Consider the following 14712-nt stretch of genomic DNA (forward strand, 5'->3'; position numbering starts at 1 on the left):
CCTCCGACCCACTGGTCCCAAACCAGTTGCGCTACCAAGCTGCGCTACTCGCCGAATGCGGAGCGCATCTTACTGCTGCGATGCTACCCCGTCAATCCCTTTTCCACAAAAGCCAGACTGATTGGCGATAAACTCGCCATTGATTTACTGGCCTTTTGCCGGAACGTGACACCAGTTGTTGTTCTCGTTGATCCCGCCGTCTGGCGAGGTGTATCCAAGACAGCCCATGATGGTGTCATATAGCTCCACATGACGACGTGGCACCTTCATGTCGGCTTCCTTCTTCAACTGCTTAAACGCCTGCTGATGCGCGGGGTTTTCCAGATACTTATCGGACATCCACACCAGCATTGGCACCCGGAACTGCTCTGGTGGGGCCAGGTTGCGCGGCGTACCGTGCAGGTGCTCTTTCTCGTTGATCGACTCACCGTGGTCAGCGGCGTAGAAGACGATGGCCTTCTTATCGCGCAACTGGTCGAGCACGTCGCTGATAAAGGTATCCACGTACAGTACCGAGTTATCGTAGGCGTTAATCAATTCTTTCTTGCTGCAATAATCATTGATGCCGACACACTCTGGCTGCCATTGGGCAAAATCGCGGGTGTAGCGCTGGTAGTAACTCCAGTGCGACCCTTTGGTGTGCAGGATAATCAAATGCTTACCGTTCGGATGGCCTTCCAGCGATTGCGCCACTTCAGGCAACAGCAGTTTATCTGCCACGTCTTTGCCACGGTTACGTGGCTCAGCGCCAATCTGCTCGCGATAAGCGATGTTATCGGCCATGGTGTTGCTGTAGAACCACATCTCACTCTGCATCGCGAACAGATCTGAGCTAAAGCCCAGCTGTTTCAGCACCGCAAACACGTTCTGCTCTTTCAGCGTACGCTGAGGATTGTCCTCCGCCCCGCCCTGACGCACAAACATGCAGCGCAGTGACAGCTTGGTGGCGGTGTCGCAGGATGTGCCGCGATAGGCCACCAGGTTTTTCTCCTGCGACAGCTTCGGCGTAGTATTCCGGTCATAGCCGAGGATGCCCATGTGATCCCAGCGGGTCGTTTCCCCGATGATAAACACCACGTAGGTGTCATCCAGGTCGTTACCCGGTGCCACGTAGGTGAATTTCTTCGCCGGGTTGATTAAGGATCGACTGTCAGAGGATTCGTCCACCTGCGCCCAGGCATATAACCCGAGGGCCGACACCCAGTTTGAGGGCAGGTAGGAGTTGGCTATCACCCCCCCGTAGCTCGGCATATCACCCTGAGACGTTTTCTCGACCTGTTTTTGATGGCGATCCATCAAACGAATCGGGGCCCAGACCAGCAGCCCGGCCATCAGCACCACGGCAAGATTACGCGTGCGCTGTCCACGGGTGCGCAGCTGGCGTAACAGCGTATAGCGGCAGCGGTTGCTCCAGATGAAGAACAACGGCGGCAGGCTCGAGAGCACGGTCCACATCAACAGGCCGCGACCCATCACTTCTTTGGACAAGTCAACGTCGGTGGTCATCACCGAGGCCACGATGCCATAGCCAATGACCACGTTCATAAAGGTCATGTAATAACTGGCTGCGGCGGAAATAATCACCACCAGAGAAGTAAGAACCTGCCACGGACGGCGGCCAAACAGCGACAGCAAGCGCAGTAAGAAGAAGGTGGCAAGGACTGAGCCACAGAGTTCGATGACGGCAAAAATTCCATTTTGTGCCGAGAAATCTTCGAAGTAACCCAAGAGACGACGGACCAGCACCGCACCATTCAGGAACAGGCCGATGTAGAGCGCAAGGAACAGACACAGCCGTTGTTGCGTTAACGATTTAATATAATTCATTCAAGCAAAACCCTGGGAAAAGGGGTACAAAAAACCCACTTATCTATCGGTATGACAGTAAGCAGATTAAGGAATCGCGTAAGAAACGGTTATCAGAAACGTCTATAAGCGCCACAAGTAGACCATAGCGGAAGGGAAAAGTGTCATCAGGAAGTGTGATCCGGGCAATATTTACAAAAATAATTACCCGGACCGAATGATTTATTGCAGGAATGTGTTAAGAGCGGGTTAAAAGTCTTTCTAAATCAGGCGTGGGCCTGTTGAAGAGCCTGGGTTTTTGGCTGACGAATGGTGGTCGACAGCGCCAGAGAGAGGATCAGCAGGGCAAAGATGACGCAGAAGGTCACGTAGAAACCGCCGAACAGGGAGGCGATAATCGAACCACAGATGCTGCCAATCCCGAAGCCGAGATAAATCACTCCGTAGTTTTTCGCCAGGTTGTTCAGACCGAAGAACTCGCTCACCAGCGACGGGAACACGGTGATGGTGCCGCCGAAGTTGAAGGCCACACAGGCAATCGCCGCGAAGAAGCTCACCGCATTCAGCGGGGCGAACAGCAGTGCAGCCATACCGACCAGGGAAATGACCTGCCCGATAGTAATCACCCGGATACGAGCAATTTTGTCGGACAGGATCCCGAGTACCAGACGGCCACTCAGGTTGGCGATGGAAATCACAGTCACCGCATTCGCCGCGGTCATCACGTCCAGATGGACCATGCCCTGGGCGATATCTTTCGCCACGCCAATCACATACAGACCGCTCATGCAGGCGGTGAGGAACATCACCGCTAACATCCAGTACTGCGGTTTACGCATCGATTCCGCGAGGGTGAAGTCATTCTCAACCACGCCGTTGGTGGTTTTCACTTCCTGCTGCGGGGCGTCTTTCATTAGCGTCGCGCCGAAGACAATCATCACCAGCACAATCGCGCCCCAGATAATAAAGGTCTTCTCCAGGCCTACGGTCGCCAGCAGATGGCTGTCGATGAATTTAAAGCCGAGGCTGCCCAGGCCGTATGCCCCGATGGAAAACGCAGAAATCAGCCCTTTACGCTCGGGGAACCACTTCACGCAGTTCGACAGCGTCAGCAGATAGCCCGCACCGTCCGCCAGCCCTACCAGCACGCCCGCACTCAGCCACAGCATCAGCAGGTTGTTGGCATGAGCGGTGAGGAAGAAACCGACCCCGAGCAGGATGCCCGAGGCCATGGTGACGCGTTTCACCCCAAAACGTTCCTGCAATTTCCCGGCGACGGAAGACGAAATCGCCAGACCGAGGCTTAACAAACCGAAGGAAAATGCCACCTGACTCACCGGTGCATCCAGTTTCGCAGACAGCGCACCGTTGAACAGACTCCAGGTATACACCGAGCCCAGTGCAAACTGGGTGATAATTGTCCCGACCAGCGTCAGCCAGCGAGTAGAAGGGCGGATTGCAGCGTTCATCGCGTATTTGCCTTATCAAGATTAACTGCTGCCAAAATAACGAAGTGCCGTTGATGCCTGGTTAAAAAAGGCATGAACTGCCGTCAGTGCGGAATGAAATGCATTGAGAGGAGAATGAATGACATTGCGGAAAACGAAATACGCCTATTGTTAGTGCTTACTATCGCGCTACAAGCCGCCGTTATTGTGAATTAACAGGAAACGCGATGTACTTAAAACGCTGAATAAATGTTAAAAACGGGCGCTCACCCCCATGATATAGAGGTAATTCGGGCCTTCACTGAGATTATCGGCCTGCGACAGCGACGCATAGGCGGCGATGCTCGGATTGAGCAGCATATCCGCGCCGACGGTGACATCCATCCAGTTACCGTCCTGGGTGGTAGTCGGGGTGCGGTTCAAACCCGACTGCGTTTTCCACTGATTGTCGCCGAACTGTTGGTTGTAGCTGATTTGCGCCCATGGATGCACGCCCCACAGCGGCTGTGAATCAAAGCGCCAGCCCAAGGTGCTGATGCTGGCGTGCCACATAGGGTCGTTGAGCGCGGTAGTGCTGGTCCCGCTGTCGCCAAACTCATTCCAGGTTGAGGTAGCGGACCCGTCATAGTGCCAGCTCGCCACCGGCCCGGTGGTGAACAACGCGCTCAGGGGGATATTCCACACCATGCTCAGGGTGCGCGTTGCATCCATCGGTGTATCATCGGGGAGGTTCATGGCCACGCCGGGCTGAATTTGCGCCGCACTGATGCGCTCCGCCAGAATATCGTCATAACGCGGTTGGTGATCGCTATCCCAGGTATAGCGTTCAGGCGTATTACTTTGTGGGTCAGTAACGATATATTCCTGTTGCCAGGCAAATGAAGATGTCACCAAAGACATCCACACAAAAAAAGATACCGGGCACAGACCACCCCGGAAGCCATTGCATTTCTTAACACTCATTTTTGCGACTCCGAAAGAGCCGAATCCGGCATTGTTGTTATGATTTTTTTCGCGACTGCGTATTACTAAATATTGTCATTTTATTTCTGTCGTCAAGGCAGGTTGAACAATTCTTCATCGACATCAAACAGTGGGAGAATCAGATGGAACGTTGCGGTTGGGTCAGTCAGGATCCGCTTTATATCGACTATCACGATAACGAATGGGGGGTCGCCCAGCGGGATAACCAAAAACTGTTTGAAATGATCTGTCTGGAAGGCCAGCAGGCGGGGCTTTCGTGGATAACGGTGCTGAAAAAACGTGAAAATTATCGCGAGGCCTTTCACCAGTTCGACCCGAAAAAAGTGGCAGATATGAATGAAGAAGACGTTGAAAAACTGGTGCTCAACGCAGGGATCATTCGTCATCGGGGAAAAATTCAGGCCATCATCGGTAACGCCCGTGCCTTTCTGGCGATGGAAGCCAACGGCGAACCCTTCGCTGATTTCGTCTGGTCGTTTGTCGATAACCAGCCACAGGTGAGGCACGCCACCACGCTGGCAGAAATCCCCACCCACACCCCCGCGTCAGATGCGCTGGCAAAAGCGCTGAAAAAACGCGGCTTTAAGTTCGTCGGCACCACGATTTGTTACTCCTTTATGCAGGCCTGTGGGCTAGTGAATGACCACACCACCGGCTGCGTCTGCTATCCGGGAGGGGATAATGATCCGCAAATGGCAAAGTAGCAATCGCCAGCCGCTGTTAACGCTGTGGCTAGAAAGCACCCTTTACGCGCATCCGTTTATTGAAGAAAGTTACTGGTACGACAGCGAACCGCTGGTGCGCGACGTGTATCTCCCCGCCGCGCATACGTGGGTATGGGAAGAAGAAGGCGAGTTGCAGGGATTCATCAGCGTAATGGACCAGCGCTTTATCGGGGCATTGTTTGTCGCCCCGCCCTGCATCGGGCGCGGCATTGGCCGGGCGCTGATCGCCTACGTCTGCGATCGCTACCCGGATTTAAGCCTTGAGGTGTATCAGAAAAACAGCCGGGCGGTGAATTTCTACCATGCGCAGGGTTTTCGGATTGAAGACAGCGCATGGCAGGATGAAACCCGGCAGCCGACGTGGATTATGCGCTGGCAGGCGGATCGAATGCTGTAAGCGGCAGCGCCGGTCCGCGGTATTTCTCCAGCCACACCAGGGCCGTATTTCCCGCACAGCCATTCCCCAGCTTCGAGCTGGGGATATCTTTGGTCAGCACGTTCACCGCCCCGTTTTTGCAAATCCCGCCCGCTTCAGGGTCGAGATCTGGCCATGCGCCTTCATGCAGACAAATCACGCCCGGACGAATGCCGTCGGTGACCACTGCTCCGGCCAGCACCTGCCCTCGCCCGTTCCACACCCGCACCAGGTCGCCATCGGCAATCCCGCGCATGTGGGCATCGTCAGGATGAAGCGTCAGCGGCTCACGCCCCGCTACCGCATAACGCTCGCGCAGCGAGGTGTAATTAAGCTGGCTGTGCAACCGGTGCGCCGGATGCGCCGATAGCAGCTGAAGCTGTTCTGGCTGCGCGTTGCCGTGCCATTCATCCGGCTCAAGCCAGGTTGGATGGCCCGGACAATCGGCATAGCCAAACCCGGCGATACGCTGCGAGTAAATCTCAATCTTTCCGCTGTCGGTTTTTAACGGATTGGCCTGCGGATCGTCCCGGAAGGCGGCGAAGCGCACGAACTGCGCGTTCTGCTCGCTCTGCGGCATCTCTATCAGCTGATTAGCCTCCCAGAACGACGGGAACGGCGGGAGCGTCACCTGCTGGCTGGCCCCACGCTGCCCGGCAATCTGATAGAAAGTCTCCAGCCATTGCAGGTCGGTTTTGCCTTCGGTAAAGCGTTCGCGCCCGCCCGCCTCCCAGCGTTCGCTCAGCTCGGCGAACACCTCAAAATCATCCCGCGCCTCATCACGCGGCGACACCACGCGTTTCATCGGCACCAAATGCTGATTGCTGTAGTCGCCGGTCATGGTCAAATCGTTGCGTTCAAACGAGGTGGTCGCGGGCAGGACGATGTCCGCATGACGCGCGGCGGCGGTCCAGAAACACTCGGAGATGACGATAAGTTCCGGCTTCTGCCAGGCGCGGATCAACCGGTTGGTGTCCTGATGGTGGGTAAAGTTGGCCCCACCCGCCCACCAGACAAAACGAATATCCGGGAAATGGCGGTCCATGCCGTTGTGCTGATACGGCGCGCCGGGGTTTTCCAGGGCTTCAACAATGCGTGCCACCGGGATTTTATCCACTGCATCGGTGCCATTGGCCACGCTACCCTGCATCGACGCCAGAACCGCCGCACGCCGGGTCGGGTTGCCGCCGTTAGCAAAATGATAAGAAAGGCCGAAGCCACCGCCCGGGGTGCCGATTTGCCCCAGCATCGCCGCCAGCGTGACCAGCATCCAATGTTTCTGCTCGCCAAACTGCTGACGCTGCATCCCCCACCCGGACATCAACATGGTGGTGTTTTCATGGAATAACTGTGCCAGTTCGCGAATTTTCGCCGCATCAATGCCGCATATCTCTGCCGCCCATTCGGCGTTTTTCGCCACGCCGTCGCGTTCCCCGGTCAGGTATGCCGCAAAATGGTCATAGCCGGTGGTGCAGCGTCCCAGGAACGTAGCATCGTGCCAGTTGTTTTCCACCAGGGTGTGGGCGATGCCGAGCATCAGCGCCACGTCGGTACCCATGTGCGGGGCAATCCACTCCATTTTGTCGCCAAAGAAGTCGACGGTTTCTGAGCGCATCGGGTCGATACAAATCAGTCGTTTACCGCTGTTTCGCAGTTTGTCGAAGAAGGTAATGCCCTGCTCATCCGACGCGTTCCAGGCAATTTTCAGGGTGTTCAGCGGGTTGGCGCTCCACAGCACCACCACGTCGGTATGTTCCAGAATCAGCGGCCAGCTGGTCTGCTGCTGATACACCTCATTTCCGCCAACCACGTACGGCATGATGGCCTGCGCGGCTCCGGTAGAATAATCCCCCAGATGCCCGGTGTAGCCGCCTGCGAGGCTCATGTAACGCTGCAACAGAGTGGCGGCCTTGTGCAATACCCCGTTCGAGCGCCAGCCGTATGACCCGGCAAAAATCGACGCCGGGCCATGGGTGGCGCGAATGCGTTGATGTTGCTGGTGAATCAAATCCAGCGCTTGATCCCAGCTTACGCGGACAAACTCATCCTGGCCGCGCACGCCCTGTGGGCTGTCCGGTGAGGCGAGGAAACCTTTACGCACCATCGGAAATCGCACCCGCGTTTTGCTATGTACCTGGTCACGGACCACGCTTTGCAGCGAGTTCTCAAAAGTGCCAGATAATGCACCGCGCGAGGCCAGCACGGTATCGCCATCAGTTTCGACCAGCATCGGCCCCCAATGGGCGGCGGTCAGAACGGTTTTTGTTGTAGATGAGTTTGCCAAAACGGGCTCCTGATTAACGGATGCAGGTGTTGCGACGGCGTATTTTTCATCACCATTCGATTTATTTACACATTTTCGGATCGTTCTGGAATTTTCCACACAATCGCACGTCATAATCAACCGCCACGTTTGCGCTGGCAAAGAATAAAAAGGATTAAGGAAAGAAGATGAAAAAACGCGTGATCATGATTGCAGCAATGGTAAGCGGTGCGCTGGCCCTTTCAGGCTGTACCACCAACCCGTATACCGGCGAGCGTGAAGCCGGGAAATCCGGCATTGGGGCGGGCATTGGCGCGTTAGCGGGGGCGGGCATCGGGATGCTCTCTTCCTCGAAGAAAGACCGCGGTAAAGGCGCACTGATTGGGGCCGCCGCCGGGGCCGCCGTCGGCGGTGGCGCGGGCTATTACATGGATGTGCAGGAAGCAAAACTGCGTGAGAAAATGCAAGGCACCGGCGTGAGCGTCACCCGTAGCGGCGACAACATCGTGCTAAACATGCCGAATAACGTCACCTTTGACAGCAGCAGTGCCAACCTGAAACCGGCCGGGGCCAACACTCTGACCGGGGTAGCAATGGTGCTGAAAGAGTATGAAAAAACCGCGGTGAATGTGGTCGGCTACACCGACAGCACCGGCAGCCAGGACCTGAACATGCGCCTGTCTCAGCAGCGTGCCGACTCGGTCGCCAGCGCACTGATCACTCAAGGCGTGGCCGCCAACCGCATCCGCACCACCGGGATGGGTCCGGCGAACCCTATCGCCAGCAACAGCACCGCCGAAGGCAAAGCGCAGAACCGTCGCGTAGAAATCACCCTCAGCCCGCTGCAGTAATCGTTGTTCCGGGCGGCGGCGCTGTCGCCCCCGGTCAACACCTCGCCCTGCCATAACCCCTCCAGCATTAACGGCTTGCCATCGTCTATTTTCGCGCTAAGGTGTTCACACATTCAGGTGAAGGAAGCCCTCATGGCGAACAAGGCACGAGCCACCATCAGCGACGTAGCGAAAGCGGCAAAAACCGGTAAGACCAGCGTGTCACGGTATCTTAATGGCGAAAAGCACCTGCTTTCCGATGCCCTCCTGGCGCGTATCGAACGCGCTATTGCCGATCTCGATTACCGCCCAAGCCTGATGGCGCGCGGCCTGAAGCACGGGCGTACCCGGCTGATAGGTCTTATCATCGCCGATATCACCAATCCCTACTCCGTCAACGTGCTCAGCGGCATTGAAGCCGCCTGCCGCGAGCAAGGGTTCACCCCATTGGTCTGTAACACCAATAACGAGGTGGATCAGGAACGCCATTATCTCGACCTGCTGCGCAGTTATCAGGTGGAAGGGATCGTGGTCAACGCCGTGGGGATGCATGAAGAAGGGCTGAATCGTCTGCAACAGTCGGCGCTGCCGATGGTGCTTATCGACCGTAAAATTCCTGATTTCGCCTGCGATGTGGTCGGGCTGGATAACACCCAGGCCGCCACCACCGCCACCGAACATCTGGTCGAGCAGGGCTTTGAAGCCTTACTGTTTCTCAGCGAGCCGCTCGGCAGCGTCAATACGCGCCGGGAGCGTCTGGCCGCATTTCGCGCCACCCTGGCACGCTATCCGGGGATCAGCGCCGCGAATACCGAAGTGCCGCTCAATGACGGGGCGATGATTGATAACGCCCTGCGCCAGTTCCACGCCACCCATCGCGGAATGCGCAAAGCGGTTATCTCTGCCAACGGCGCACTCACGTTACAGGTGGCCCGCTCGCTCAAACGCCTCGGCCTGCACTGGGGCAGCGACATCGGCCTGCTCGGGTTTGACGAGCTGGAATGGGCCGAACTGGCGGGCGTCGGCATTACCACCCTCAAACAGCCTACCTGGAAAATCGGCCATGCCGCCGTAGAGCAGGTGGTACGCCGGATCGAAGGCAGCAACGAACCTATTCGTGAACAGGTTTTCTCGGGCGAACTGATCGTCCGCGGATCCACCAGCCGCTAATTCCCTTGTGATGGCGATCATAAATCGGGCAAGCCGATCTTTTCTTTGGAACCGGTTCCATCTAGCGTATTAAAGAGAAACCCCTTCTCTTTTCACTCTGGAGTGACCAGATGGCCAGAAAAATTATCGTTGTCACCGCCGCTTACGGCCACGATCGCCTACAGGCTCTGGGTGGTCAGCGTGCCGTTTTGCCCGTGATTGCCGCTGCGGGTGCCGACGGCGTTGAAATTCGCCGTGAACTGTTCACCCCGCAGGACATTGACGCCCTCCCGCAGCTGGGCGCAGAAATTACTCAACACCTGCTGCTGGCCTGTTATTCCGCGCCAGAAGCGCTGTTCGAGGCCGACGGCAACCTGAACCCACGCCTGGGTGCCCTACTGCTGGAAGCCAAAGCCCTTAACGCGCTGTGGCTGAAACTGTCACTCGGCAACTTCACCCAGCCCACCGCGCTGGAAGCGCTGCGCGCTATGCTGGCGGAGGGCAACGTTCCGCTGGTGGTGGAAAACGATCAGAGTGAATACGGCAAGCTGGCCCCGATGCAGCGCTTCCAGGCCGCCGTTCAGGAGCAGAATTTATCGGTCAGGCTAACCTTTGATATGGGCAACTGGCTGTGGCTGGGTGAATCCCCTGAACAAGCCGCGCACCATCTGGCTCCCTCGGTCGGCTATGTGCATGTGAAAGCTGCTGTCCCGCATCATAACGGTTGGCGTGCCGTGCCTCCGGATGCCGATCCGCGATGGTCTGCCCTGCTGCAATCCTTACCCACCGACGTACCGCGTGGGATTGAGTTCCCGCTTGAGGGCGACGATTTGGTCGCCGTCACCCGGCGTTATGTCCACTGGTTACGCGAGGAGTAAGCCATGAATCAGGCACTGGATGTCATTACCATTGGCGAAGCCATGGCGATGTTTGTCGCCCAGCAACCCGGCCCGCTCAGCAAGGGTGAAACCTTTGTGAAACGCATTGCGGGTGCCGAGCTGAACGTCGCTACCGGCCTGGCACGACTGGGGCTGAACGTCAGCTGGGTCAGCCGCGTGGGCGATGACAGCTTCGGCCAGTTCGTGCTGGAATCTCTTCAGCAGGAAGGGATCGACCCCGCAGGCGTCACCCTCGACGCACGCTATCCGACCGGATTCCAGCTCAAATCTAAAGTTGAAAATGGAACCGATCCCATTGTGGAATACTTCCGCAAAGGATCGGCGGCCAGCCACCTCAGCCCGGACGATTTTAACGTCGAACTGTTCACTCGCGCGCGCCATTTGCATCTCAGCGGCGTGGCGGCGGCGCTGTCAGCCAGTTCATTTGAATTACTCGATCATGCCGCGAAGGTCATGAAAAAGGCCGGAAAAACACTCTCTTTTGATCCGAACCTGCGCCCGGTGCTATGGAAAAGTGAAGCCGAGATGGTCGAGAAACTCAATCGCCTCGCCTGCCAGGCCGACTGGGTGCTGCCGGGTCAAAAAGAGGGTCAGATCCTCACCGGCGAAAGCTCGCCCGAAGGCATTGCTGAGTTCTACCTTAGCCGGGGCGTGAAAACGGTGGTGATTAAAACCGGGGCCGACGGGGCTTGGTATCAGACCGCAAGCGGTGAAAAAGGGGCTATTGCAGCGGTAAAAGTCGAGAACATCGTCGATACCGTCGGTGCAGGTGATGGTTTTGCCGTGGGGGTGATCAGCGCCCTGCTGGAAGGCAAAACCGTGGCGCAGGCCGTTACGCGCGGGAACAAAATTGGTTCGCTGGCGATTCAGGTGCAGGGCGACAGCGAAGGTCTGCCCACCCGGGACGCGCTCGGCGAGGCATAACGCTCAGAACATGACCCAACAACGCTACCCTGTACCCTACCAACAGCGGTAGCACACACCTCACCAACAGAGGCTCGCTTATGAACCGTTCAAGCCATGCAACCAAACGCTGGTGGTACATCATGCCAATCGTGTTTATCACGTACAGCCTGGCGTATCTCGACCGCGCAAACTTCAGTTTCGCTTCCGCCGCCGGGATCAACGACGATCTCGGCATTACTAAAGGCGTCTCCTCGTTGCTCGGGGCGCTGTTCTTCCTCGGTTATTTTTTCTTCCAGATCCCCGGGGCGGTGTACGCCGAACGGCGCAGCGTGCGCAAACTGATTTTCGTCTGCCTGATCCTGTGGGGCGGCTGCGCGTCGCTTACCGGGATGGTGAACAACATCCCGATGCTGGCGGCGATCCGCTTTATTCTCGGAGTGGTGGAAGCCGCAGTGATGCCCGCGATGCTGATTTATATCAGTAACTGGTTCACTAAATCAGAACGTTCGCGTGCCAATACTTTCCTGATCCTCGGCAACCCGGTGACGGTACTGTGGATGTCGGTGGTCTCCGGCTACCTGATCCAGTCCTTCGGCTGGCGGGAAATGTTCATCTTCGAGGGCATTCCGGCGGTGATTTGGGCATTCTGCTGGTGGGTGCTGGTGAAAGACAAACCGACCCAGGTCGGCTGGCTGTCAGAGGCCGAAAAAACTGACTTACAGCAACAGCTCGATCGCGAACAGCAGGGCATCAAAGCGGTGCGTAACTATGGCGAGGCCTTCCGTTCGCGCAACGTGATTTTACTGTGCCTGCAATATTTCGCGTGGAGTATTGGGGTGTACGGTTTTGTGCTGTGGCTGCCGTCGATACTCCGCAGCGGTGGGGAAAACTTAGGTATGGTGGAAGTGGGCTGGCTGTCGTCGGTGCCTTATCTGGCCGCCACTGTGGCGATGATCCTTGCCTCGTGGGCATCGGACAAAATGCAAAACCGCAAGCTGTTCGTCTGGCCGCTGCTGCTGATTGCAGGCTGCGCCTTTATCGGTTCGTGGGCCGTCGGGGCCGATCACTTCTGGATTTCTTACACCCTGCTGGTGATTGCCGGGGCCGCGATGTACGCCCCATACGGGCCGTTCTTTGCGATTGTGCCGGAGATGCTGCCGCGTAACGTCGCCGGTGGCGCGATGGCGCTGATCAATAGCATGGGCGCGCTCGGCTCGTTCTTCGGCTCATGGTTTGTCGGTTACCTGAATGGGGCCACCGGCTCGCCGTCCGCCTCCTACATTTTTATGGGGGTGGCACTTTTCGTCTCTGTGTGGCTGACTTTAATTGTTAAGCCTGCTAATAATCAGAAGATCCCTGTCGGCGCACGCCACGCCTGAACCTTTGACACTGGAGAGAGGAATGAAACCGTCCGTCATTCTCTACAAAAAGTTACCTGACAACTTGTTACGCCGCCTGGAAGCCCACTTCACGGTGACCCGCGTCCATGACCTGAGGGAAGAGACCGTCCGCAGCCACGCGCAGGCATTTAAAGAGGCCGTGGGCCTGCTCGGCTCAAGTGAAAAAGTGGACGCCGCGCTGCTGGACAACATGCCCGCGCTGCGCGCCACGTCGACCATTTCCGTGGGCTATGACAATTTCGACGTCGAGGCCCTCAACGCCCGCAAAGTGCTGTTGATGCACACCCCAACCGCGCTGACCGAAACGGTGGCCGATACACTGATGGCGCTGATCCTCAGCAGCGCGCGCCGGGTGGTAGAAGTGGCCGAACGTGTGAAAGCCGGGGAGTGGACCAAAGGCATCGGTCCGGACTGGTTTGGCACCGATGTGCATCATAAAACCATCGGCATCGTCGGCATGGGCCGTATCGGTCTGGCGCTGGCGCAACGCGCGAATTTGGGCTTCGGGATGCCGGTGTTGTATAACGCCCGTCGCCAGCACAAAGAGGCCGAGGCGCGTTTCAACGCCCGCCACTGTGACCTCGACACCCTGTTGCAGGAAGCCGATTTTGTCTGCTCTATCCTGCCGCTGACCGACGAAACGCGTCATCTGTTTGGCGCGGCGCAGTTCGCCAAAATGAAATCCTCGGCGATATTTATCAACGCCGGACGTGGCCCGGTGGTGAACGAGAAAGCGCTAATTGCCGCGCTGAAAGAGGGTGAAATTATGGCCGCAGGGCTGGATGTCTTCGAGCAGGAACCGCTGTCGGTAGAGTCTCCGCTGCTGTCGATGCCTAACGTGGTGGCGCTGCCGCACATCGGCTCCGCAACACATGAGACGCGCTACAACATGGCGGCTACGGCGGTGGATAATCTGATTGATGCGCTGAACGGTAACGTGGAGAAAAACTGCGTCAACCCGCAGGTGGCTTGACGGAAGAGAGGAGCCGGGCAGGCAGATGTGCCGCCCGGCTATTTCACTTAACGCGTGGCGTTAACCGCTGCGGTCCAGGCCTGATTAAACGCCTGGTGCTGGGAAGCCAGCGGACCAATCAGCGAGTTGTACTGGCTCGCCTGTTGAGAGGTCGGGAACTGAATACCGTTGGCAACGAAGCTCACCTGGGTGTCCTGCTGCGCGATAAAATCGCCCACCTGCACCAGCTGCTGGGTGAAGATCTGTGCCGCTGGGATCAGCGGTTGCATCGCATTGGCTGGCAGGGTCACGACTTTGTTGTACACCTGGTCATAGACCGGCTTAAGGTCGTCGTTCTGTTTCAGCGCCGCATGGGCCGCATCGGCCTGCATTTTGGCGTTTTCCAGCTGCTGGCTCAGTACGCCGAGCGAGCCATTAGCCTGACGCAGCGGTTCACGCTGGGTCAGGTAATCCTGCGGAACGCGAATAGCATTCACGCTGTCCACCACCGGACGCAGACCGGCATCCATCGCCTGGCTCACCTGCTGCGAGTAGCCATAAATCACCGCGTAATCGGAGACGAACGGACCAAACTGTTTTTTCTGATCGGTGGTCAGCGTTGGCAGACGTTCGCCGCTACGCATCACGGAATTCTGTAGGAAGTCGATGAACGCTTTGCGCTGATCGCCTTCTTTATCGAAACATCCACTCAGGCTAACTACCATCAATAACGCCGCAATAGACGCAAACCAGCGAGAGCAGGACTTTCCTGTCGCCATTTTCATACTCCTTCAGCCAAAAAAGCGCAAACTGGCACACACGTGCCTGACGTTGACAAGGATAGTCGACGAGCGCCTCGCAGGATAGACTTTCCTTCAATCACGCAGGGAAAAGTCGCACACGGTCCTCTCGCGGGATAAATGTTAATTATTTGT

13 protein-coding genes are annotated in these 14712 nt (G+C 57.1%); 8 read left to right on the forward strand and 5 right to left on the reverse strand.

The genetic code is table 11. The annotated features are described in order from the left end of the window. Window positions 1–144: 144 nt before the first annotated feature. From eptB to SIK69_RS09510, 3 genes are all read right to left on the reverse strand, one after another. Window positions 145–1827 carry a kdo(2)-lipid A phosphoethanolamine 7''-transferase gene (gene eptB, locus SIK69_RS09500; protein WP_319627153.1) on the reverse strand — a complete coding sequence of 561 codons (1683 nt, stop codon included), beginning with the start codon at window positions 1825–1827 and terminating at the stop codon, window positions 145–147. 245 nt (window positions 1828–2072) lie between these two features. Further along, entirely contained in the window at window positions 2073–3275 is a 1203-nt protein-coding gene (locus tag SIK69_RS09505; RefSeq protein WP_319627154.1) for an L-lactate MFS transporter, read from the reverse strand. Window positions 3276–3506: 231 nt separating this feature from the next. Further along, window positions 3507–4217 carry an autotransporter domain-containing protein gene (locus tag SIK69_RS09510; protein ID WP_374941300.1) on the reverse strand — a complete coding sequence of 237 codons (711 nt, stop codon included), beginning with the start codon at window positions 4215–4217 and terminating at the stop codon, window positions 3507–3509. Between the two features lie 143 nt (window positions 4218–4360). On the opposite strand from SIK69_RS09510, the gene tag reads away from it, so the two are divergent. Continuing rightward, window positions 4361–4942: a DNA-3-methyladenine glycosylase I gene (tag, locus tag SIK69_RS09515; protein ID WP_319627155.1), complete on the forward strand. Its 582-nt coding sequence runs from the start codon at window positions 4361–4363 to the stop codon at window positions 4940–4942. Next, a complete protein-coding gene (locus tag SIK69_RS09520; protein ID WP_319627156.1) occupies window positions 4920–5360 on the forward strand; it encodes an N-acetyltransferase in 441 nt (146 codons plus the stop codon). The genes tag and SIK69_RS09520 overlap by 23 nt, the downstream gene beginning before the upstream one ends. Here the strand turns inward: SIK69_RS09520 and SIK69_RS09525 are convergent. Continuing rightward, a complete protein-coding gene (locus SIK69_RS09525) occupies window positions 5329–7662 on the reverse strand; it encodes a molybdopterin guanine dinucleotide-containing S/N-oxide reductase (protein WP_319785977.1) in 2334 nt (777 codons plus the stop codon). The genes SIK69_RS09520 and SIK69_RS09525 overlap by 32 nt on opposite strands. A 167-nt stretch (window positions 7663–7829) precedes the next feature. Between SIK69_RS09525 and SIK69_RS09530 the strand changes: the two genes are divergently transcribed. From SIK69_RS09530 to ghrB, 6 genes are all read left to right on the forward strand, one after another. Further along, window positions 7830–8492 carry an OmpA family lipoprotein gene (locus SIK69_RS09530; protein ID WP_319627158.1) on the forward strand — a complete coding sequence of 221 codons (663 nt, stop codon included), beginning with the start codon at window positions 7830–7832 and terminating at the stop codon, window positions 8490–8492. A gap of 132 nt (window positions 8493–8624) precedes the next feature. Then, complete coding sequence (locus SIK69_RS09535) at window positions 8625–9641, forward strand: LacI family DNA-binding transcriptional regulator (protein ID WP_319627159.1); 1017 nt, start codon at window positions 8625–8627, stop codon at window positions 9639–9641. Between the two features lie 110 nt (window positions 9642–9751). Beyond that, window positions 9752–10498: a sugar phosphate isomerase/epimerase family protein gene (locus tag SIK69_RS09540; RefSeq protein WP_319785978.1), complete on the forward strand. Its 747-nt coding sequence runs from the start codon at window positions 9752–9754 to the stop codon at window positions 10496–10498. Window positions 10499–10501: 3 nt separating this feature from the next. After that, window positions 10502–11443, forward strand: a complete 942-nt coding sequence (locus tag SIK69_RS09545) for a sugar kinase (protein WP_319785979.1) — start codon at window positions 10502–10504, stop codon at window positions 11441–11443. A gap of 80 nt (window positions 11444–11523) precedes the next feature. Then, the gene (locus SIK69_RS09550; protein ID WP_319785980.1) at window positions 11524–12804 is read left to right on the forward strand and encodes an MFS transporter; all 1281 of its coding nucleotides are present in this window, start codon (window positions 11524–11526) and stop codon (window positions 12802–12804) included. Window positions 12805–12826: 22 nt separating this feature from the next. Continuing rightward, a complete protein-coding gene (gene ghrB, locus SIK69_RS09555) occupies window positions 12827–13798 on the forward strand; it encodes a glyoxylate/hydroxypyruvate reductase GhrB (protein WP_319785981.1) in 972 nt (323 codons plus the stop codon). 47 nt (window positions 13799–13845) lie between these two features. Here ghrB and SIK69_RS09560 read toward each other — a convergent pair whose 3' ends face one another. Beyond that, window positions 13846–14556, reverse strand: coding sequence for a DUF3053 domain-containing protein (locus SIK69_RS09560; protein WP_319627164.1), 711 nt, complete (start codon window positions 14554–14556; stop codon window positions 13846–13848). Window positions 14557–14712 lie beyond the last annotated feature (156 nt).

The organism is Scandinavium lactucae, from assembly GCF_033843265.1.
Lineage (GTDB): Bacteria > Pseudomonadota > Gammaproteobacteria > Enterobacterales > Enterobacteriaceae > Scandinavium > Scandinavium lactucae.